The 20,699-nt window shown below is 66.3% G+C and carries 22 protein-coding genes; 17 read left to right on the top strand and 5 right to left on the bottom strand.

What is annotated here, in order from left to right; translation table 11 throughout:
• Positions 1–94: 94 nt before the first annotated feature.
• The 9 genes from rpoE (at position 95) to recO (ending at position 8,641) form a co-directional block, all read left to right on the top strand.
• Positions 95–685: an RNA polymerase sigma factor RpoE gene (rpoE, locus tag LF63_RS08930; RefSeq protein WP_043101114.1), complete on the top strand. Its 591-nt coding sequence runs from the start codon at positions 95–97 to the stop codon at positions 683–685.
• 2 nt (positions 686–687) lie between these two features.
• Complete coding sequence (locus tag LF63_RS08925; RefSeq protein WP_052394878.1) at positions 688–1,401, top strand: sigma-E factor negative regulatory protein; 714 nt, start codon at positions 688–690, stop codon at positions 1,399–1,401.
• Positions 1,402–1,569: 168 nt separating this feature from the next.
• Positions 1,570–3,006: a DegQ family serine endoprotease gene (locus LF63_RS08920; protein ID WP_043101113.1), complete on the top strand. Its 1,437-nt coding sequence runs from the start codon at positions 1,570–1,572 to the stop codon at positions 3,004–3,006.
• Positions 3,007–3,153: 147 nt separating this feature from the next.
• Positions 3,154–4,944, top strand: a complete 1,791-nt coding sequence (gene lepA / locus LF63_RS08915; RefSeq protein WP_043101112.1) for a translation elongation factor 4 — start codon at positions 3,154–3,156, stop codon at positions 4,942–4,944.
• Between the two features lie 115 nt (positions 4,945–5,059).
• On the top strand, positions 5,060–5,866 hold the full coding sequence (lepB, locus tag LF63_RS08910) for a signal peptidase I (RefSeq protein WP_043101111.1): 807 nt from the start codon (positions 5,060–5,062) through the stop codon (positions 5,864–5,866).
• Positions 5,867–5,915: 49 nt separating this feature from the next.
• On the top strand, positions 5,916–6,290 hold the full coding sequence (locus tag LF63_RS08905) for a DUF4845 domain-containing protein (protein WP_043101110.1): 375 nt from the start codon (positions 5,916–5,918) through the stop codon (positions 6,288–6,290).
• A 3-nt stretch (positions 6,291–6,293) separates the two neighbouring features.
• A complete protein-coding gene (gene rnc, locus LF63_RS08900; protein ID WP_043101109.1) occupies positions 6,294–6,950 on the top strand; it encodes a ribonuclease III in 657 nt (218 codons plus the stop codon).
• Positions 6,947–7,855, top strand: a complete 909-nt coding sequence (gene era, locus LF63_RS08895) for a GTPase Era (RefSeq protein WP_043101108.1) — start codon at positions 6,947–6,949, stop codon at positions 7,853–7,855. The genes rnc and era overlap by 4 nt, the downstream gene beginning before the upstream one ends.
• A 66-nt stretch (positions 7,856–7,921) precedes the next feature.
• Entirely contained in the window at positions 7,922–8,641 is a 720-nt protein-coding gene (gene recO / locus LF63_RS08890; protein ID WP_043101107.1) for a DNA repair protein RecO, read from the top strand.
• A 5-nt stretch (positions 8,642–8,646) separates the two neighbouring features.
• Here the strand turns inward: recO and LF63_RS08885 are convergent, their stop codons facing one another.
• Positions 8,647–9,378 carry a response regulator gene (locus LF63_RS08885; RefSeq protein ID WP_043101106.1) on the bottom strand — a complete coding sequence of 244 codons (732 nt, stop codon included), beginning with the start codon at positions 9,376–9,378 and terminating at the stop codon, positions 8,647–8,649.
• Positions 9,379–9,547: 169 nt separating this feature from the next.
• Between LF63_RS08885 and LF63_RS08880 the strand changes: the two genes are divergently transcribed.
• From LF63_RS08880 to LF63_RS08845, 8 genes are all read left to right on the top strand, one after another.
• A complete protein-coding gene (locus LF63_RS08880; protein ID WP_235205296.1) occupies positions 9,548–11,452 on the top strand; it encodes a translocation/assembly module TamB domain-containing protein in 1,905 nt (634 codons plus the stop codon).
• Positions 11,453–11,519: 67 nt separating this feature from the next.
• Entirely contained in the window at positions 11,520–12,128 is a 609-nt protein-coding gene (locus LF63_RS08875; RefSeq protein ID WP_043101104.1) for a YdbL family probable chaperone protein, read from the top strand.
• Between the two features lie 73 nt (positions 12,129–12,201).
• Positions 12,202–13,509, top strand: a complete 1,308-nt coding sequence (gene rlmD, locus LF63_RS08870) for a 23S rRNA (uracil(1939)-C(5))-methyltransferase RlmD (RefSeq protein WP_043101103.1) — start codon at positions 12,202–12,204, stop codon at positions 13,507–13,509.
• A complete protein-coding gene (locus tag LF63_RS08865; RefSeq protein WP_043101102.1) occupies positions 13,509–14,024 on the top strand; it encodes a CYTH domain-containing protein in 516 nt (171 codons plus the stop codon). Before rlmD ends, LF63_RS08865 begins: the two co-directional genes overlap by 1 nt.
• Positions 14,024–15,049 carry a beta-N-acetylhexosaminidase gene (nagZ, locus tag LF63_RS08860; protein WP_043101100.1) on the top strand — a complete coding sequence of 342 codons (1,026 nt, stop codon included), beginning with the start codon at positions 14,024–14,026 and terminating at the stop codon, positions 15,047–15,049. The genes LF63_RS08865 and nagZ overlap by 1 nt, the downstream gene beginning before the upstream one ends.
• A complete protein-coding gene (locus LF63_RS08855; protein ID WP_043101098.1) occupies positions 15,046–15,609 on the top strand; it encodes a hypoxanthine-guanine phosphoribosyltransferase in 564 nt (187 codons plus the stop codon). The genes nagZ and LF63_RS08855 overlap by 4 nt, the downstream gene beginning before the upstream one ends.
• A gap of 25 nt (positions 15,610–15,634) precedes the next feature.
• A complete protein-coding gene (locus LF63_RS08850) occupies positions 15,635–16,381 on the top strand; it encodes an S-methyl-5'-thioinosine phosphorylase (protein ID WP_043101097.1) in 747 nt (248 codons plus the stop codon).
• A gap of 187 nt (positions 16,382–16,568) precedes the next feature.
• Positions 16,569–16,775 carry a cold-shock protein gene (locus LF63_RS08845; RefSeq protein WP_043101096.1) on the top strand — a complete coding sequence of 69 codons (207 nt, stop codon included), beginning with the start codon at positions 16,569–16,571 and terminating at the stop codon, positions 16,773–16,775.
• A 76-nt stretch (positions 16,776–16,851) separates the two neighbouring features.
• Here the strand turns inward: LF63_RS08845 and LF63_RS08840 are convergent, their stop codons facing one another.
• The 4 genes from LF63_RS08840 to LF63_RS08825 are packed head-to-tail and all read right to left on the bottom strand — an operon-like array spanning position 16,852 to position 20,697.
• Positions 16,852–18,636 carry an ABC transporter transmembrane domain-containing protein gene (locus LF63_RS08840; RefSeq protein ID WP_043101095.1) on the bottom strand — a complete coding sequence of 595 codons (1,785 nt, stop codon included), beginning with the start codon at positions 18,634–18,636 and terminating at the stop codon, positions 16,852–16,854.
• Positions 18,633–19,247 (bottom strand): IMPACT family protein, encoded by a 615-nt coding sequence (locus LF63_RS08835; RefSeq protein ID WP_043101094.1) that lies wholly within the window; start codon positions 19,245–19,247, stop codon positions 18,633–18,635. Before LF63_RS08835 ends, LF63_RS08840 begins: the two co-directional genes overlap by 4 nt.
• Positions 19,244–20,116: a hypothetical protein gene (locus LF63_RS08830; protein WP_152569301.1), complete on the bottom strand. Its 873-nt coding sequence runs from the start codon at positions 20,114–20,116 to the stop codon at positions 19,244–19,246. Before LF63_RS08830 ends, LF63_RS08835 begins: the two co-directional genes overlap by 4 nt.
• The gene (locus LF63_RS08825) at positions 20,113–20,697 is read right to left on the bottom strand and encodes an RNA polymerase sigma factor (RefSeq protein ID WP_338047241.1); all 585 of its coding nucleotides are present in this window, start codon (positions 20,695–20,697) and stop codon (positions 20,113–20,115) included. Before LF63_RS08825 ends, LF63_RS08830 begins: the two co-directional genes overlap by 4 nt.
• Positions 20,698–20,699 lie beyond the last annotated feature (2 nt).

Raw genomic sequence — 20,699 nt, 5'->3', positions numbered from 1 at the left:
AGTCAGGATTGCGTGTGTCGGCGCTCATGTCGATGCCGGGTGAATACCTGATACGGGCGCGGTCCTGCGGGATCGCAGAGGAGAATGGCCCGGCATGGGCGAGAACGAATTGGACCGCGCGCTCGTCGAGCGCGTACAAAAAGGCGAAAGGGGCGCGTTCGACCTGCTGGTGCGCAAGTACCAGCACAAGGTGATCGGACTCATCTCCCGCTACATTTCCGATCGCAGCGAATGCGAGGACGTGGCGCAGGAGGCGTTCGTGCGTGCCTGGCGCGCGCTGAGCTCGTTCCGCGGCGACAGCGCGTTCTACACGTGGATGTACAAGATCGCCGTCAACACCGCCAAGAACCACCTGGTGGCGCGCGGACGGCGTCCGCCGGCGGACGACATCGCCGTCGAGGACGCGATGTACGGTCCCACCGCGGACCGTCTGTACGAGACCGCCACCCCCGAACGCGAAATGATGCGCGAGGAAGTGGAACAAACGGTCTTTTCCACTGTCCAAGAACTGCCGGACGAGCTGCGCACGGCCATTACCCTCAGGGAAGTGGACGGTCTCAGCTACGAGGAGATTGCCGAGGCCATGGATTGTCCGATCGGCACCGTGCGTTCCCGCATCTTCCGGGCCCGTGAGGCCATCGATCGGCAGTTGCGGCCCCTGCTTTCCCATCGTGAGGAATCGTGAACATGAACGAAGCCCACCGTGAGAACCTCTCCGCCTTCACCGATGGCGAGCTCGAGTTCGAACAGGTTCGCTTCCTGCTGCGGCGCGTCGAGCACGACGCCGAGCTGCGCGCCTCGTGGACCCACTACCACGTCGGGCGCGAATGCCTGCGTCGCGAATTTGCCGGAGCGGCCCGCGCCGACTTCGCCGATCGCGTGATGGCGGCGCTGGACGCGGCGCCGGCCGATGTTGCCGTCGGTCATGGTTCGCGGCGCTGGTTGCGGTGGTCCGCAGGCGGCGCGATCGCGGCCAGCGTGGCGGCGGTCGCCCTGATGGTCGCGCAGCCGACCGCACCGACCAGCGACGCGGCCGGCAACAGTCCGACCATCGCTGCGGCGAGCACGTCCGCGGAAGATACGACCAACACCATCGCCCGGGCGCCCGAAGTGCCGCGCTGGCTTTCGGTCACGCCGATGGCCGGTCAGCTCAGCCAGCGGGCTTCGGCCAGCACGCTGGACGGTCAGCTACGCGGCGACACGCTGACGCCCGCCACCTATCAGTTGAGCGGCGACGCCCTCATCCCCACCACCTACGCGCAGCACGTCGTGCCCTACATGAGTACGCGCGGCTACCCGGCGCGCGAGGCGGCCAACGCCCGCCAGTACGGCAGGACGGACGTCGGTGGCTGGGTCATGCCGACGACGCCGGATTCCCAGGCGCCGGTGCAGACGCACTGACGCATGTTCGCGACGGCGGCTCCAGCCGCCGTCGCTGCGTCCGATGTGGGCGCAACCCCCCGTTTCAGACCATGTGGGCCGCGGAAGGTCCGCAGGGCGATCCCGTGTTTGCCGTGTTCCGGCGCGGCCGCTATTTCCGATGAAACGATCCAAGGAGGCAAATTCCCCATGAGAGCCATCATGATGCGTTTCGGCGCCACCTTTGGCTTGCTGCTGGTGGCCGTCGGCGCCCAGGCGGCGCAGCTGCCGGACTTCACCGGCATCGTCTCGAAGAACGCACCCGCCGTGGTGCACGTCGAGGCCAAGTACGACGGCGGCAAGTCGCCTTCCATGCAGTTGCAGGGACCGGATCAGAGCGGGCCGGATCAGCAGCAGATTCCCGAAATTCTTCGCCGTTTCTTCGGCGGACCGATGGGGCCGCAGGAAGATCCTGCGCACACCTCGCTGGGCTCGGGTTTCATCATCTCCAGCGACGGCTACATTCTGACCAACGACCACGTGGTCGAAAACGCCGACAAGGTCACCGTGCGGCTGCAGGATCGTCGCACCTTCACCGCCAAGGTCGTGGGTTCGGACAAGCTCTACGACATCGCGCTGCTGAAGGTGAAGGCGCATGACCTGCCGACCGTCACCATCGGCGATTCCACCAAGCTCAAGCCGGGGCAGTGGGTACTGGCGATCGGTTCGCCGTTCGGCTTCGACTACACCGTCACCCAGGGCATCGTCAGCGCCGTCGGTCGCAATCTGGGGCGTCAGGATCAGCCGTACACCTCCTTCATTCAGACCGACGTGCCGATCAACCGCGGCAATTCCGGCGGTCCGCTGTTCAACCTGGATGGCCAGGTCGTCGGCATCAACTCGCAGATCTATTCCAACACCGGCGGCTACATGGGCGTGTCGTTCTCGATCCCCATCGATCTGGCCATGAACGCCGTGCAGCAGCTCAAGACCAAGGGTCATGTGTCGCGCGGCATGATCGGCGTGGGCATCCAGAACGTCGATCAGGACAAGGCTGAAGCGTTGGGTCTGAGCGACGTGCGCGGCGCGCTGGTGCGCACGGTCACGCCGGGCAGTCCCGGCGACCGGGCCGGGCTGCAGGTCGGCGACGTCATCATGGCTTTCGACGGTCGCGAAGTGAACACCGCCTCGGATCTGCCGCCGATGGTCGCCGCCACCGCGCCGGGCACCGAGTGCACGCTGCAGGTGATTCGTGACGGCAAGTCCCGCACGCTCAAGGTCAAGCTGGGCGAGTTGAAGGGCAATGGCGACGATGCGTCTTCCGGCGGTTCCGGTACGAGCAGCACCTCGAAACTGGGCTTCAGCGTGCAGTCGCTGACCGACGACCAGCGCGACATGCTGGGCCTCAAGCGCAGCGAGGGCGGCGTGGTGATCGACCAGGTCGATGGCCGCAATGCCGCCGATGCCGGACTGCGTCCCGGCGACGTCGTGCTGATGGTCGGTCGCACCAAGGTCGCCTCGGTGGCACAGTTCGACAAGGCCGTGGCCGGCTTCAAGCCGGGCAGCACGGTGATGCTGCTGGTTCGCGATCGCAGCAACAACACAGCTTTCGTCACCGTGACCGTGGCCAAACCGGACAGCGAATGAGCTCCGTTCATGCGCGTCGCCCCGACCGGCGGCGGCGCGCATGGGCACGGCGTTCCATGCGATAATCGACGCCTTGCACCGTCCGCTACGCGGGCGGTGTCTTGCCATGTACGCATGTCGGCATGGCCCAAGCCAAGCACGGATTCCATGGACCACATTCGCAACTTCTCCATCATCGCCCATGTCGATCACGGCAAGTCCACGCTTGCCGATCGCATCATCCAGCTCTGCGGCGGCCTGACCGAACGCGAGATGGCCGAGCAGGTGCTGGACAACAACCCGATCGAGCGCGAGCGCGGCATCACCATCAAGTCGCAAGCCGTGTCGTTGCCGTATACCGCGCGCAACGGCAAGACCTACCAGCTCAACTTCATCGACACGCCAGGCCACGTCGACTTCTCCTACGAGGTCAGTCGTTCGCTGTCGGCCTGCGAAGGCGCGCTGCTGGTAGTGGACGCCGCGCAGGGCGTGGAGGCGCAGTCGGTCGCCAACTGCTACACGGCGGTCGAGCAGGGCCTGGAAGTGGTGCCGGTACTGAACAAGATCGATCTGCCGACGGCCGATCCCGATCGCGTGAAGGAAGAGATCGAGGCAGTGATCGGCATCGAGGCCGACGACGCCATCGCGGTCAGCGCCAAGACCGGCGAGAACGTGACCGAGGTGCTGGAGGCCATCGTGCAGCGCATCCCGGCGCCCAAACCGGGTGACACCGACAAGCTGCAGGCGCTGATCATCGACTCCTGGTTCGACAACTACCTCGGCGTGGTCATGCTGGTGCGCGTGATGCAGGGCGAACTCAAGCCCGGCAGCAAAATCCAGGTGATGTCGACCGGACGCACCCACGGCGTCGACGAGGTCGGCGTGTTCACGCCCAAGCGCACCAAGCTCGCCCGCCTGGGTCCGGGCGAGGTCGGCTGGGTCAATGCCGCCATCAAGGACGTGCACGGCGCGCCGGTCGGCGACACGCTGACCCTGTCCAGCGATCCGGCGGACAAGCCGTTGCCCGGTTTCCAGCAGATGCAGCCGCGCGTGTTCGCGGGTCTGTTCCCGGTCTCGGCCGACGACTATCCCAGCCTGCGCGAGGCGCTGGACAAGCTGCGCCTGAACGACGCCGCGCTGTTCTTCGAGCCCGAATCCTCCGAGGCCATGGGCTTCGGCTTCCGCTGCGGCTTCCTCGGCATGCTGCACATGGAGATCGTGCAGGAGCGCCTGGAGCGCGAATACGATCTGGACCTGGTGACCACCGCGCCGACCGTGATCTACGAAGTCGCCAAGACCGACGGCGAAGTGGTCAGCCTGGACAATCCGGCCAAGCTGCCGCCGTCGCCGCAGATCGACGAGGTGCGCGAGCCCATCATCGTCGCCAGCATTCTGACGCCGCCCGATCACGTCGGCTCGATCATCACGCTGTGCGAGGAGAAGCGCGGCGTGCAGAAGAGCATCCAGTATCTCGGCACGCAGGTGCAGATCAGCTACGAGCTGCCGCTGGCCGAGGTCGTGCTGGACTTCTTCGACCGACTGAAGTCGGTCTCGCGCGGCTACGCCTCGATGGAGTACCACTTCCAGCGTTTCGAGGCCGGTCCGTTCGTGCGCGTGGACGTGCTCATCAACGGCGAACGCGTCGACGCGCTCAGCCTGATCGTGCATCGCATGCAGGCCGAAACGCGCGGCCGCGATCTGGTCGAGCGGATGAAGGAGCTGATTCCGCGCCAGCAGTTCGACGTTGCCATCCAGGCCGCCATCGGCGGGCAGATCATCGCCCGCTCCACGGTCAAGGCGCTGCGCAAGAACGTGCTCGCCAAGTGTTACGGCGGCGACGTCAGCCGCAAGAAGAAGCTGCTGGAGAAACAGAAGGAAGGCAAGAAGCGCATGAAACAGGTGGGCCGCGTGGAAATTCCGCAGGAAGCCTTCCTGGCCGTGCTGAAGGCCGACAAGTAAGCGAGGCCGGGATTTAGGGCACAATCGGCGGCAGGAGTGCCGGCGATGTCCCGGCATTTCAGGGCAGGGCGTGCGTCATCCGATGCGACGTCCGCGTGATTTTCAGGAAATAGGCATGGCATTCGATTTTGCGTTGGCGCTGTTGATTCTCACTGTGCTGTTCGGACTGGTCTGGGGTCTGGATCGCGCCTTCCTTTACCGTGCGCGCAAGCGTCGCGCCGAAGAGGCCGGCAAGGACTATCGCGACCCGTGGCCGGTGGACTGGTCGCGTTCGCTGTTCCCGGTGGTGCTGCTGGTGCTGGTGCTGCGCTCGTTCGTGGCCGAACCGTTCCGCATTCCGTCGCCTTCGATGTATCCCACGCTGAAGGTCGGCGATTTCATCCTGGTCAACAAGTTCAGTTACGGGCTGCGCCTGCCGGTGTTCCACACCAAGATCCTGCACCTGGGCGAACCCAAGCGCGGCGACATCGTGGTGTTCCGTCCGCCGTGGTCGAAGAATCAGGACTGGATCAAGCGCATCGTCGGCCTGCCGGGCGACAAGGTCGTGGTGCGCGGCGAGCAGGTGTTCGTCAACGGCAAGCGCGTCGAGGCGACGCCGATCGGACCGTATGCGGGCGATGTGTCGGACCAGTACGACCGCACCATCATGAGCCGGCAGGGCATGGTGCTGGACGAGAACCTCGACGGCGTGCATCACCACATCATCGAGACGCCGCTGGCGCACTTCGCGCCGGACGTGCCCAATGGCGACAATCCGGTCACGGTGCCGCAGAATTGCTATTTCGTGATGGGCGATAATCGCGATGACAGCGACGACAGTCGCTACCACGGCTGTGTGCCGGAGAAGGACCTGGTCGGCAAGGCCTTCTTCATCTGGCTGAGCCTGCATTCGATGAAACGCATCGGAACGGTGCTGCACTAATTTCCATCAGGGCGGCGTCCACAGGGAGCCGCAAAGGGGAGTCGGAATCATGAAATCCAGGCAGAAAGGCATCACGCTGTTCGGTTTTATCTTCATCATCCTGATCGTGGGTTTCTTTGCCTACATGGCCATGAAACTGTGGCCGCCGTACTACCACTACATGGGCGTGCAGAAGGCGATGCAGGAGATTTCACAGGAAGATCTGACCGGCAAGAGCCGCGACCAGATTCGTCGCGATTTCATGTTCAAGCTGAGCTTCCAGTACGCCGACGATCAGTTCGGTCCGGACACCGTCCGCTTCGAGCAGAGCAACGGCGCGACCACGATGCATGTGGCTTACGACAAGCGCGTCCACTTCCTGTACAACATCGACTTCCTGCTGCATTTCGACAAGACCGTTCCCCTCACCGGGAGCGTCGAGTAGGGCGTGAAGTTCGATCATGTCTTTCGCGATCCGGCGCTGTACGAACTCGCGCTGACCCATCGCAGCATCGGTCGCCCGAACAACGAGCGGCTGGAATTCCTCGGCGACGCCTTGCTCGACCTGGTGGTCGCCGAGATGCTTTTCGAGGCGCACCCGAATGCCAGCGAGGGCGAGCTGACGCGGCTGCGTTCGGAGCTGGTCAACGGCAAGCGTCTGGCCGGTCTGGCGCGCAAGCTGGAGCTGGGCGACAAGCTCCGCCTGGGACCGGGCGAACTGAAGAGCGGTGGCTATCGTCGTGACTCGATCCTGGCCGACGCCTTCGAGGCACTGATCGCCGCGGTCTATCTCGACGCCGGCTTCGATGCCTGCCGCCACGTGGTCAAGCGGCAGTTCGAGGCGCTGGTGCAGGACATGCCGCGTTCGCACAAGGATGCCAAGACCCGCCTGCAGGAATGGCTGCAGGCGCGAGGGCTGAGCCTGCCGAGCTATGCGTTGCTGGCGGCGCACGGCGAAGATCACGCACGCACGTTCGAGGTTGCCTGCAGCCTCGACGAACCCCAGGCGACGCGCTTTGAAGCGCAGGGGCGCAGTCGCCGTGCCGCCGAGCAGTCGGCTGCCGAACAGGCGCTGGCATGGCTCGAGCGCGGAGAAACCTCATGAACGAACACGAAGCGCAGGACTTTCGCTGCGGCATGGTCGCCCTGGTCGGGCGGCCCAATGTCGGCAAGTCCACTTTGCTCAACGCCCTGATCGGATTCCGTCTGAGCATCGTCAGCCCGAAACCGCAGACCACGCGGCACCGCATTCTCGGCATCGCCAACAGCGAAGACGGACAGATTCTGTACGTCGATACGCCCGGCCTGCATCGCGGTGCGCGCAAGGCCATGAATCGCAGCCTGAACCGCGCCGCGCGCGCGGCCATCGCCGAGGTCGACGTCGCGATCCAGGTGATCGAGGCCGGGCGCTGGACGGACGAGGACGAGGCGGTGCGCGCCGCGCTGGCCGAGCGTTCGCTGCCGGCGCTGCTGGCGATCAACAAGATCGACAAGTTGCGCGACAAAGAGGCGCTGCTGCCGTTCGTCGCCGAGTTGACCGAGCGGCATCGTTTCGACGAGGTGTTCTACGTCAGCGCGCTCAAGCGCAAGGGCCTTCAGGATCTGGAGCGGGGCATTCTGGCCCGCTTGCCGGAACGCGCGCCGGTGTTCGGTCCGGACGACGTCACCGACCGCAGCGAACGCTTCCTGGCGGCCGAGATGGTGCGCGAGCAGCTGATGCTGCGGCTGGATCAGGAATTGCCGTACGCCACCACGGTCGAGATCGAGCGTTTTGCCGATCGCGAGGACGGCCTGGCGGAAATCCACGCGGTGATCTGGGTCGAGCGCGACAGCCAGAAGGCGATCGTGATCGGCGCCCGCGGCGAGCAGCTCAAGGCTGTCGGCGCGGCGGCGCGGCGCAGCATCGAGCGGGTGTTCGGCCGGCGCGTCTTCCTCAAGCTGTGGGTGAAGGTGCGTACCGGTTGGGGCGACGACGAGAATGCGCTGAAGCGCTTCGGTTACACCGACTGAGCTGCGCGCACCACGGCGGCGCGGGCTGCGCTAGCCTAGCGTCTCCGTGACGAGGTCCGTTCTCCGATGCTTCTGGTCCAGCAGCAGCCTGCCTACGTCCTGCATGCGCGCGCCTATCGCGAGACGTCGCTGTTGCTGGAATGCCTGACGCGCGATCACGGCCGCCTCGGCGTGGTGGCGCGCGGCGTGCGCGGACCGCGTTCGCGGCTGCGTCGTGCCGACCTGGAACCGTTCCAGTCGCTGGCGCTCGATTACAGCCAGCGCGGCGAGCTGGCGACCCTGCGCGGCGTCGAACCGATCGGCGCCCTGAACCGTCTGCGCGGCGACGGTCTGCTTTCCGGGCTGTATGTCAATGAACTGGTCGTGCGTCTGTGCGCCCGCCAGGATGCGCAGCCGGGACTGTTCGATGCCTACGCCGAAATCCTGAGCCGTCTCGATGCCGGGGCGGCGCCGGCATGGCCGCTACGGCGCTTCGAGCGCGATCTGCTGCAGGCGCTTGGTTACGCGATGCAGCTTCGCTACGACGCCCAGGACGGGGAAGCTCTGGACCCGCAAGCGTTTTACCGCTACCAGCCCGACGGCGGTCCCGAGCGTTGCGGGCCGCAGACGCCGCAGGCGGTGCGCGGAGAGGATCTGCTGGCGCTGGCCGACGATCGCTGTCCGGATGACGACGGACTGCGCCGCCTGCGCGTGCTCATGCGCGATGTGTTGCGCTTTCATCTCGGCGGTACCGAGCTGCGCGCCTGGCGCATGCTGCGTCCGGGGCCACCGCCCGCATTGCGTTGAGAGCTTCAGGCGTTGGCGGCGGTGCGTTCGCGCAGTGCCTGCAAGGTGCCGGTCAGGCGCTCGCGGAATGTTTTCACCCGCGGGTCCGTCGCCGCGTCGGCGATGTCGGCGGACGCCAGTCGTTCGCAGGCGTGCGACAACGGCGTTGCGCCGCAGAAGCCGCAAGAGGCGCGCAGCCGGTGCAGACGTTCGCGCAGTTCGGCGTGATCGTCCAGCAGCGTATCGAATTGGGTGGACAGCGTTTCCAGTTCGGTCTGGAACAGACCCCGCAGCGCTTCGAGGGTACGGGCATCGCCGCTGGCTTCCAGGGCGGCGGCTTCGTCCAGCAGCGGCGCGGCGCCCGCCAGCACGGCCGTCAAGGCTTGTTCGAGGTCCTGTACCTGCATGGGCTTGCGCAATACGCGGGCGAAGCCCTGGGCGTGCAATGCGTGCTCCTGCGCGGCGGTCATCTCGGCGCTGCTGGCGATGGCCGGTACGCCGTGCGAGGCCATCGTCGCGTCTGCGGCGAGCGTCCCGAGGATGCCTTGTGCGCCGAGTCCAGGCAGCCGGCAATCGAGCAACAGCAGGTCGTAGCGGCGTACCCGCGCTCTCGCCAGCGCCAGCAGTCCGTCGTCGCATGCATCGACGTCCAGACCCAGGCTGCGCAGGGCTTCGGCGAGGAACAGGGCGCTGACCGGATCGTCCTCGGCGAGCAGAACGCAGGCGCGCGCGGCAGGGGCTTCGACGACGTCGGACATGGCCGTTGATGTGCCGTTGGGGAAGAGTTTGGCAGAATGACGCGCGATGAACCTGCGATCAAGCCGTAATCTGTGTGTCTGCTGGGCGCTGTTGGCGATTTCCCTGATGGGAGCGCGAGCGGCTTGCGCGGCCACGACCGTGCGGGCGGATTCGATTGCGCTGCCGGGGGTGACACTGAAGCAGGTGGACGGCACGCTGCAGCCCGGCGCCGATGGCCAGTTGCAGCTGCAGTTGAAGATTGCCAGCGCCGATGTCGCCGCGCTCGGGTGGAAACACGTGGGCATCGACTTGCAGGGCGCATTGGTGCGCAGCAGCGAGGACGCGTGGTACTGCCGCGGCACGCTGACTCTCAAGGGCGCGCCCGGCGGCCTGATGCGCAAGCAGGGACAGTTCGACCTGATTCTCGATGTCGGTGCGAATACCCTGCAGCTGGATCTCGGTCAAGACCAGAATCCGGCCGTGTCGCTGGCGCTTCCGCTGGATCAGACCTCGCATGTCCAGGCGCGATTCATCCACATGCCGCTGGCCTGGCTGCAGGGGCCGCTGTCGCGCGCCTGGGCGGGGCGGCTCACCGGCGGTCAGCTCGATGGCACGCTGGCGATGGACTTTCTTCCGGACGGCCTGCAGGGCGCGGCCTCGCTGCGGCTGACCAAGGCGAACTTCGACGGCGGTTCGCTGGCGGGACAGAGTGTCGGGCTGCACGGGCGCCTGAAGATCGACGTCAACGCCACGCGCAGCCAGGTCGGCCTGTCCGGCACGCTCCACGGCGGCGATCTGCTGCTCGGTCCGGTCTACGCCAATCTGCCGACCCATCCGACCCAGCTCGCGTTCGATCTGACCGCGCAGGGCGGGAGCATGCGCGTCGACCATCTCAGCTACATCGATCCGGACACCCTGTCGCTGGCCGGCGGTTTCATCTTCGGCGCGGACGGCAGCCTGCACAGCATGACGATGAGCCGCTTCGGCGCGCATTTCCCGTCGGCCTACGAGCACTACGGAAAGACCTGGCTGGCGACGCTGGGCTTGAACAATCTGAAGACCGACGGCGACCTCAGTGGCGCCGTGGTGCTGGGTGCGAATGGCTTGCACACCCTGCGCTTGCGCGCGAACGGCCTGGATGCGCGGGATGGCGGGGGGCGCTTCCGCATCGAGGGTCTGAACGGCGCGCTGGACTGGAACCGCAACGGCACGCGTCCGGCGACCACGTTGGCGTGGAATGGCCTGAGCATGTACCGCATTCCGCTCGGCGCCGGCCGCAGCCAGTGGCGCAGTCGGGATGGTGTGTTGCGCCTGCAGGCCCCGTTCTACGTGCCGGTGTTCGCCGGTCAGTTCGGCGTGCAGCGCTTCGAGTGGCAGCCGGACGCCCGCAAGGGCAATCGCGTGGACATGGCCACGACCGTGACCGGCGTGGACATGTCCAAGCTCAGTCAGGCCCTCGGATGGCCACGCTTCCACGGCACGCTGGCCGGTTCGATGCCGGGCCTGAACTACGTCGACGGCACGATGCGCCTGCAGGGCGGACTGTCGTTGAACGTGTTCGACGGCTTCGTCGACGTCACCGACCTCTCGCTCAAGCATCCCTTCGGCGACACCCCCGAACTGGCGGCCGACGTCCGCATGCAGAAGCTCAACCTGGGTGCGATGACCGATGTGTTCGACTTCGGCAAGATCACCGGCGACCTGCACGGCGACATCGACAACCTGCGCCTGGTGGACTGGTCGCCGGTCGGCTTTGACGCGCATCTGCTGGCCGATTCGGGCGGACGCATCAGCCAGCGCGCCGTCAACAATCTGACCTCGGTGGGCGGCGGCGGTATCGCCGGCGGCCTGCAGGGCGCGGTGCTGAAGCTGTTCAAGAGCTTCCGCTACGACCGCATCGGTCTGAACTGCAAGCTGCAGGGAAGCGTGTGCACCATGAGCGGACTGGAACCGCAGGGCGGCGGCTACCTCATCGTCGACGGCGAGGGGCTGCCGCACCTGACCGTGATCGGCCACCAGCATCGGGTCAGTTGGCCGACGCTGGTGGCGCGCCTGCGGGCCGCGATCGACAGCGGCGGCCCGGTCGTGAACTGAGCGCCTCGGCGGGTGCGCCGAGGCGGCCTTTTGTGGGACCATGCAGTATCTTCAGGAGATTCGATCCATGCGCAAGTTCGTAGTCCTTTTTGCCGTTCTGGCGCTGACCTCGCTGGTCGGGTGCGTCACCATCAACGTCTACTTTCCCGAGGCGGCGGCACAGAAGGCGGCCGACCAGTTCATCGGTTCGGTCATCGATCAGGGCACGGCGGCGCAGAAGAACGGCGCGCCGGCTGCCCAGGATGCGCAGAAGCCCGCCGAGGGCGGTCCGTCGGCCAGCGTGATCGATCTGCTGATCCCGGCCGCCTATGCCGCCGGGACGCCGGACCTGCGCATTCACACGCCGACCATCGATGCGATCCATGCGCGCATGAGCAAACGCTTCCGCGAATCGCTGCAGGCGCTGCTCGACGAGGGCGCGGTCGGTTTCACCCAGGACGGTCTGGTCGCGGTGCGCGATCTTTCCGCCGCGCCGCTGGCGCAGCGTGCCGGGGTCAAGAGCACGGTCGCGGCCGAGAATGCCGATCGCAACCAGCTGTATGCCGAGATCGCCAAGGCCAACGGCCATCCCGACTGGCAGTCGCAGGTACGCGAAACCTTCGCGCGGCTGTGGATCGAGCGTGCCCACGCGGGCTGGTACTATCGCGACAGCGCCGGCGGCTGGAAGCGCAAGTAACGTCTCCCGCCGCGCGCATCGTCCTTTGCATCCGATACCGCCCGGGTCGATCCCCGGGCGTGTTTTTTAGGCCATGAAGAAACAAACCCAAGTCGAAGTCGATGTCACCGATCTGAGCCACGACGGGCGCGGTGTCGCCCATGTCGATGGCAAGGCCATGTTCGTGCGCGGTGCGCTGCCGGGCGAACGCGCGACCGTGCGCGTCACGCGCAGCAAACGCCATTTCGACGAGGCCGAGGTCCAGACGCTGCATACGCGCAGCCCGGACCGTGTCGAACCGCGCTGTGCGCATTTCGGTCAGTGCGCTGGCTGCAGCCTGCAGCATCTGGATCCGATGGCACAGATTCTCGCCAAGCAGCGGGTGCTGGCGGAGAACTTCGAGCGCATCGGCAAGGTGGCCCCCGAACGCTGGCTCGATCCGTTGCACGACGAACCCTGGCAGTACCGTCGCAAGGGCCGTCTGTCGGTCAAGCAGGTGCTGAAGAAGGAGCGCGTGCTGGTCGGTTTCCGCGAGTCCAATCCGCGTTACGTGGCCGATATCCGCCGCTGCGAGGTGCTGCATCCGGCGATCGGGCCGAAGATCGAGGCGATCGGCGACATGCTGGCGACGCTGCAGAGCGCGGCGCAGATTCCGCAGATCGAATTCGCCGCCGGCGACGACGTCGTGGCGCTGGTGATCCGTCATCTCGAACCGCTGCCGGACAGCGACAAGGCCACGCTGATCGCGTTCGCGCGCGAGCACGGCTTTGCGATCTATCTGCAGCCAGGCGGTCTCAGCAGCGTGCATCCGCTGTGGCCGGACGCACCGCAGCTGTCGTTCGCGCTGCCCGATCACGACGTGAAGCTGGACTTCGAGCCGCTGGACTTCGTGCAGGTCAACGGCGGCATGAACCAGCGCATGATCGCGCTGGCGCTGGATCTGTTGCAGCCGCAGCCGGACGACCGCGTGCTCGACCTGTTCTGCGGGCTGGGCAACTTCACGTTGCCGGTCGCGCGCCGGGTTGGGCAGGTCGAGGGCGTCGAAGGCGATACCGAACTGGTGCGGCGCGCCGGCGCGAATGCGGCGGCCAACGGCATCGCCAACGCGCAGTTCCACATGGCCAACCTGTTCGAGGACCACAGCAAGGCGGCCTGGGCGCGTCAGCCGTGGGACAAGCTGCTGCTGGATCCGCCGCGCGCCGGCGCCGACAAGGTGCTGGAGTATCTGCCTGGCAAGCACACCCATCGCGTGGTGTACGTGTCCTGCCATCCGGGCTCGCTGGCGCGCGACGCCGAAATTTTGGTGCGCAAGCACGGCTTCCGCCTCAGCGCCGCCGGGGTCATGGACATGTTTCCGCACACCGCGCACGTCGAATCCATTGCCCTGTTCGAGCGTGACTGATGGCGACCGAGATCGAACGCAAGTTCCTTCTCGCCGGCGACGGCTGGCGCGCGCAGATCGCGTGCAGCCAGGCCATGGAACAGGGCTATCTGGTCGATGCGGCGGCCATCGAGGCCGGCCATGCGCGCTGCTCGGTGCGCGTGCGCGTGTCCGACGATGCCGCCTGGATGAATGTGAAATCGGCCCGGCTCGGCATCGAGCGCGCGGAGTACGAGTATCCGCTGCCGCTGGACGACGCGCGCGCCATGCTGCGCGACTTGTGCCGCGGTCGCCTGACGAAGACGCGGCATTTCGTGCCGGTCGACGGGCATACCTTTGAAATCGATGTCTTCGAGGGCGAGAACCAGGGCCTGGTCGTCGCCGAAATCGAATTGGCCCAAGTCGATGCCGATTTCCCCCGGCCCGCATGGTTGGGACGCGAAGTCAGTCACTTGCCGCGCTACTACAATGTGAATCTCATTGCGCACCCGTATGCGCAATGGACGCCGCGCGAACGCGCGGGAGAGGATGCCTGATGCTGCTGATCGGAACCTCCGGAACCGCACTGAGCGCGCATGAGCGCCAGCAGCTTCGCTCGCCGATGGTGTGCGGACTGGTGCTGTTCAAGCGCAATTTCGCGTCGCGCGACCAGGTCGCCGCGTTGATCGCCGAGGTGCGCGAGGTGCGCCCGGATCCCGGTTTCGTCATCGCTGTCGATCAGGAAGGCGGCGTGGTGCAGCGCTTTCGCGAGGGTTTCACGCGGCTGCCCGCGCTGGCCACGCTCGGCGCCTTGTACGACCGCGATCCCGAACAGGCGCGCGCCCTGGCCGAGGAGCATGCCTGGGTCATGGCCAGCGAATTGCGCGCCACGGACGTCGACATCAGTTTCGCGCCGGTGGTCGATCTGGCGCGCGGCAACCGCATCATCGGCACGCGCGCGCTGCATGCGGAACCGGAGGTCGTCAGCGCGCTGGCCGACGCCTACATCCGCGGCATGCACATGGCCGGCATGGCGGTGACGATCAAGCACTTCCCCGGTCACGGCACGGTGCTTGAGGACACGCATGTCGAATCGGCCATCGATCCGCGTCCGCTGGACGATCTGCGCGCCAGCGACCTGCAGCCGTTCGCCGAGAGCATCGCGCTCGGCGTCGAGGCGGTGATGATGGCGCACATCGTTTATCCGCAGGTCGATACCGCATCGGCGGGCCAATCGCGCATCTGGATCGAAGATATTCTGCGTCGCGAGATGGGCTTCCAGGGCCTGATCTTCAGCGACGACATCAGCATGGTCGGCGCCGGCCAGTCCGGCAGTCTCGAACAGCGCGTGAAGGCACACGCCGAGGCTGGCTGCGACTTGATCCTGGCGTGTCAGCCGGATGCCGTCGACGCGGCACTGCAAGCAGTCGAGAACTTGGCGCTGGAACCGTGTCCGGCGGATCGCGTGGAAACCCTGCGCGGCGCGGTGGCGGCGACCTGGACCGATCTGATCGACAACCCGCAGCGCGACGTGTTCGTCGCCCGCCTGGACGCGCTGCGCAACGAGGAGACGCAGGCATGAGTGAGGCATCCTCCACCTTGAGTTTCGCGCAGGCCGTGCAGGCCTCGGACGTGCTGTTCGACCGCGAGTCCCTGCAACGGGCCGTGGCCGAGGTCGGCGCGCGCGTCGATGTGGCGCTGGACGGCGAACGCGCGCTGTTCCTGACCATCATGCACGGCGGCCTGATCTTCGCCGGACAACTGGCGCTGTCGATGCGCACCGACGTCGAGTTCGACTACGTGCACGCCACGCGCTATCGCGGCGATACCCGCGGCCACGAGTTGCAATGGCTGCGCAAGCCGGAGGCCGAGATGCAGGGGCGCACGGTGTTGCTGGTCGACGACATCCTCGACGAAGGACGCACTCTCAAGGCCGTACGTGAGGCGTGCCTGGCGATGGGCGCACGGCGGGTGTTGATCGTGACCCTGTGCACCAAACTGCACGATCGCCGCGTGCCGGATCTGGAGGCCGATTTCAACGGCGTCGAGGTGCCGGATCGCTACGTGTTCGGTTTCGGCATGGATTATCACGAGCAGGGCCGGAATCTTCCCGAAATCCGCGCTTTGCGCAGCGTTTCCTGAAATGACATCGGAATTCTTCCTCCCTATGAGTACATCGCACATCGCGTACGCCGTGATCGGCGGGACGGGGTTGTATCAATTGCAGGGACTGGAGAATATCGAGCGCGTGGCGCTGGATACGCCTTACGGAAAACCGTCCGGCGACGTGGTCTGCGGTGATTTTCACGGCCGTCGATTCGCGTTTCTGGCGCGCCACGGGGAAAGTCATTCGCTGGCGCCGCATCGGGTCAATTACCGCGCGAACGTGCACGCGCTGCATCAGCTTGGCGTCGGCGCGGTGATCGGCGTCAATGCCGTCGGCGGTATTCGCGAGGACATGGGGCCGCGGGTGCTCGCGTTGCCGGATCAGATCATCGATTACACCTACGGTCGCTTGAACAGTTTCTGCGACGTCGAAGGCGCAGAGGTCCAGCACGTCGATTTCACCGAACCGTACACGGCGTCCCTGCGCAAGGCCTTGCTGCAGGCCGCGGAGCGCGCGGGGGTGCCGGTGGTGGACGGCGGCTGCTACGGCGCGACGCAGGGGCCGCGTCTGGAGACACGGGCGGAGATCGCGCGCATGCGCCGTGACGGTTGCGATCTGGTCGGCATGACCGGCATGCCCGAGGCGGTGCTGGCGCGCGAGATCGGATTGCCCTATGCCTGTCTGTCGCTGGTGGCGAACTGGGCCGCGGGCTGCGGTGATGCCGTCGAAATCAGCCTGGACGAGATATTCGCCCATCTGGCCGCAGCCACGGCCGAGGTGCCGAAGATTCTGGCCGAATTGCCGTAAATGACCGGAATGAAATGAAAATGCCGGATCGGGCGTAAAGTCATGTAGTTTTTTTGCCGAATACATGCATACGTTTTACTTGCGTCGGCTACAAAAACATGGTGATACTGCGCATGTGCCGCGTTTTGGGGCGTGCCGGGGGGTACGTGTGGCGTGGCGCTTCCGGTTCATTTGAGAGGTTCCAGCAATGCGTTTTGGTACGGTGAAATGGTTCAACGACGCCAAGGGGTTCGGCTTCATTGCGCCCGAGGACGGCGGGGAGGACGTGTTCGTCCACTATTCGGCGATCGTTTCCGAAGGCTTCCGTAGCCTGAAGGAAGGTCAGCGAGTCAGCTTCGAAGTGGTGGAAGGTCCCAAGGGCGCGCAGGCGTCCGGAGTCACGGAAGCGGCTTGACCGCACCGAGATCCACACCAGATGCTTGAAACCCCGCGCCTGGCGCGGGGTTTTTTTATGCGCGGGAACCGTCGATTCAGGCCGCGAACTGCAATCGCGCCAGTTCGGCGTACAGACCGCCTTCGCGCAGCAGACTCTCGTGGGTACCCTGGGCGACGATGCGGCCGCCGTCGAGCACCACGATGCGGTCGGCGCGTTGGACCGTGGCCAGCCGATGGGCGATGACCAGGGTCGTGCGGCCCTTTTCCAGGTGCGCCAGCGCCTGCTGGATGGCGGCTTCCGACTGTGCGTCCAGCGCCGAGGTGGCCTCGTCCAGCAGCAGGATGGGCGCGTCGCGCAGGATTGCGCGGGCAATCGCCACGCGCTGGCGCTGCCCGCCCGAGAGACGCACGCCGCGCTCGCCCAGTTCGGTGTCGTAGCCGTCGGCGAGTGCGCGCAGAAAACCGTCGGCCTCGGCGGCGATGGCGGCCTCGCGCACGTCCTCGTCGCTGGCGTCGGCGCGGCCGAAGCGGATGTTCTCGGCCGCGCTGCCGCCGAAGATGACAGTCTCCTGCGGCACCAGCGCGAACGATCCGCGCAGGTCCGGCAGCGCCAGCGCACGCAGGTCGACGCCGTCCAGCGTGATGCGTCCGCGCTGCGGGTCGTAGAAGCGCAGCAGCAGCGAGAACACGGTGCTCTTGCCGGCGCCGGACGGACCGACCAGGGCGACGGTCTCGCCAGGCTGCACATCGAGATCGAAATCGTGCAGCGCCAGCGTGTCCGGCCGCGTCGGGTAGTTAAACGCCACACCCTCCATGCGCAGGGCGCCGCGTGCGCGGCCGGGCAGCGGAACGGGTTGGCTCGGTGACTGGATGTCGGGAACCTCGTCGAACAGTTCGCTGATGCGCTCCATCGCGCCGGAGGCCCGCATGACCTGGCTCCAGAGACCGCTCATCGTACCGACCGCACCCGCGGCGAAGATTGCATAGAGGATGAACTGGCCGAGGATGCCGGCGTCCACATGGCCCTGGATCACGTCGCGCGCACCGATCCAGAGCACGAAGGTGATGGCGCCGAAGACCAGCGTGATGACGGTCGCGGTCAGCCCGGCGCCGAGGCCGATGCGCCGACGGGCCGTGGACAGGGCCAGCGCAATGGCCTTGGCGTAGCGGTTTTCCTCGATCTCCTCGCGCGAATACGCCTGGATGGGCGACGTGGCGTGGAGCGTTTCGTTGGCGATCGCCGCGGCATCCGCGAGCCGGTCCTGGCTGAAGCGCGAGTAGCGGCGCACTCGGCGGCCGAAGGTCAGGATCGGAACCATCACCGCGGGAATGACCAGCGCGCTCAGTCCGGCCAGGCGCGGACTGGTGATGATCATGGCGGTGGTGGCGCCGACCAGCATGACCACCGAACGCAGCGCCACCGAGATGCCCGAGCCGACCAGCGTCTGCACCAGTTCGGTGTCGGTGCCCAGGCGCGAGATGAGTTCGCCCACGCGCGACTTCTCGAAGAAACCGATATCGAGGCGGATCAGGTGGCTGTAGAGCTTGCTGCGCAGCGTGGCCAAGGAGCGCTCGCTCAGCAGGGTGATGCAGTAGTAGCGCGCGGCCGTGGTGGCGGCGATGATCAGCGACAGGGCGAACAGACCCAGGAAGATCTGGTTGATCACGTTGATGTCGGTGCCGACGAAACCGTGGTTGATCATCTTGCGCACGGCGATCGGCAGCACCAGGTTCGCGCCGGACGAAATGCCCAGGAAGATCAGCCAGCTCAGCGCGAGCTTCCAGTGCGGGCGCATGAACGGCCACAGGCGGCGCAGCGCGCCGATGCCCGCCTTGCCGGCAGTGGATTCGGTGCGATCGTGTTCCTTGTCGGTACTCATGAGGCTTTTCGATTCCTTTCGTCCAGACGTTGCACGGCACTCTGGCCGCGGCTGAGGTCGGCCAGAAGCTGTTCTAACCGATCCAGTTGCGCGGTGGCCACGGACGCGGTCACACATACCGCATCGGCGCCGAACGCCTCGTCCAGCAGCTGCAGATGCCAATGCTCGACGCGCGCCTTGAACAGAGCCAGCTCAGCATAGCCCAGCGCGAAGCGAACGCGAGCGGTCTCCACGATCGGTTCGCGGGGCGCTTGCCGTAGGCACTCGGCGGCCGTGCCGCCGTAGGCGCGGATCAGCCCGCCGACGCCGAGTTTGATGCCGCCGAACCAGCGGGTGACCACGGCGACCGTGCCGTCCAGTTCCTGTCCGTCGATGGCCTGCAGGATCGGCTTGCCGGCGCTGCCGCCCGGTTCGCCGTCGTCGCTGAAGCGGTAGTTCTGGCCGATGCGATAGGCCCAGCAGTTGTGGTTGGCGGTGGGATCGGACACGCGCTCGATGAACGCCACGGCGGACGCCACGTCCGCAACGGGCGCAACGTGCGCAAGAAATCGGCTCTTGCGGATTTCTTCCTCGTGCCGGTGCTCGCGGGTCAGGGTGAAGGTGTCGCTCACGGGGTTCCGGCACCGTGGGAGACACTGGGCGCGTACGGTGCGAGATCGGACGGCAACGATGCGCCGGGGAAGCGCTGCGTGAAGTCGCGCAGCAGTTGGCGGACGCGGTTCTTGTCGTTGCGCGCAAGGGCCTGCCTGGCCTCATCGATCAGCTGTTTTGCTGTCGGGGACGGTGTCGCCCGTTCTGACGATGCCTTGTCGTACCGGGTGTCGGGCTGCGCCGGTCGGGCGGCATTCGATGCGGCGGGAAGCGCGGGGGCGGGCAGGGCGACCGACGCGGCTTGCCGCGAAGCTGCATCGGCCGGGAGAACCCGCACGGGAATGACCAGACGTTCCGCCGCCGTATCGGCCGCGGTGATCGTCGAGGGGGTGGGCGAGTGATCCGCCGCGTCGCTTTCGCGTCCGGCTAGCGCCTGGTTCATGTAGGCCTTTGCCTGGGGCGCGGCGGCGGCCGGAGCCGGCGGCGCTGCGGCCGGCGCGCGATGCTCGCTGGGCAGGATGCGCACGGCGATGACCTGCCGGTTCGAGTCCGCAGCGCCGGTTGCGGTCGGGGCAGCGGGTTTGATCGCTCCCGCTTGCAAGCCGGCCGGGGCTTGCGTCCGGGTGACGGTGTCCTGTCCGTTGGAATGCATGTACCAGGTCAGTCCGGCCGCCATGACCAACGAGGCCGCACTGCCGAAACCGACGAACAGGCCGCGATAGGGACGGCGCTTTGGTTTGGGCGCAACGGCACGACGCGCGGCATCGAGGATGCGCGCGTCCAGCGCCGCGTCCGGTTCGACGGCGGGCAGCTGCCGGTACAGCGAGGCCAGTTCGCGCTCCTCGCGGTCCAGCATCGGATCGCTGTTCGGTGACGTTGGCGTGCTCATGGTGTGACCAGCTCGCGGATGCGTTTGAGGGCATAGCGAAGACGCGATTTGGCGGTTTCGCGTCCACAGCCCGTTATGGTGGCGATTTCCTCCAGACCAAGTCCCTTCTCCATGCGCAGCAGGAAAACCGTGCGCTGCTCGTCGGGCAGTTGTTCCAGTGCCAGTTGCAGGCGTCGCCGTTGTTCAAAGGTGGACAGCACGCACTCCGGCTGTTCGCCTTCGTCGGCGGCCTGCATCTGCAGAATCCGTTCGTTTTCCTCGCCGGACGCCTGCGGCCGCTTGCGGCGGTAGCTGTCGACGACCAGGTTGTGCGCGATCTGGAACAGCCAGGTCCGGAACTGCGCTTCGGGTCGGTAGCGCTCGCGCGAGGCGATGACGCGACTCCAGGTTTCCTGGAACAGCTCGTCGGCGGTGTGCCGCGTGTCGACGCGATACAGGATGAAGCGATACAGCCCGCCGCGGTGGCGTTCGTAGAGGACACGGAACGCCTCGGCATCGCCTGCGACGTAGGCTTGCATCAGGGCGTGGTCGTGGTCGCGGCGTTCGTCCATGAACGCCGAGGGTACGGTATTTGCGAGCAAGC

This window comes from Oleiagrimonas soli (assembly GCF_000761445.1).
Lineage (GTDB): Bacteria > Pseudomonadota > Gammaproteobacteria > Xanthomonadales > Rhodanobacteraceae > Oleiagrimonas > Oleiagrimonas soli.
This window is presented reverse-complemented; position numbering and strand designations above follow the sequence as displayed.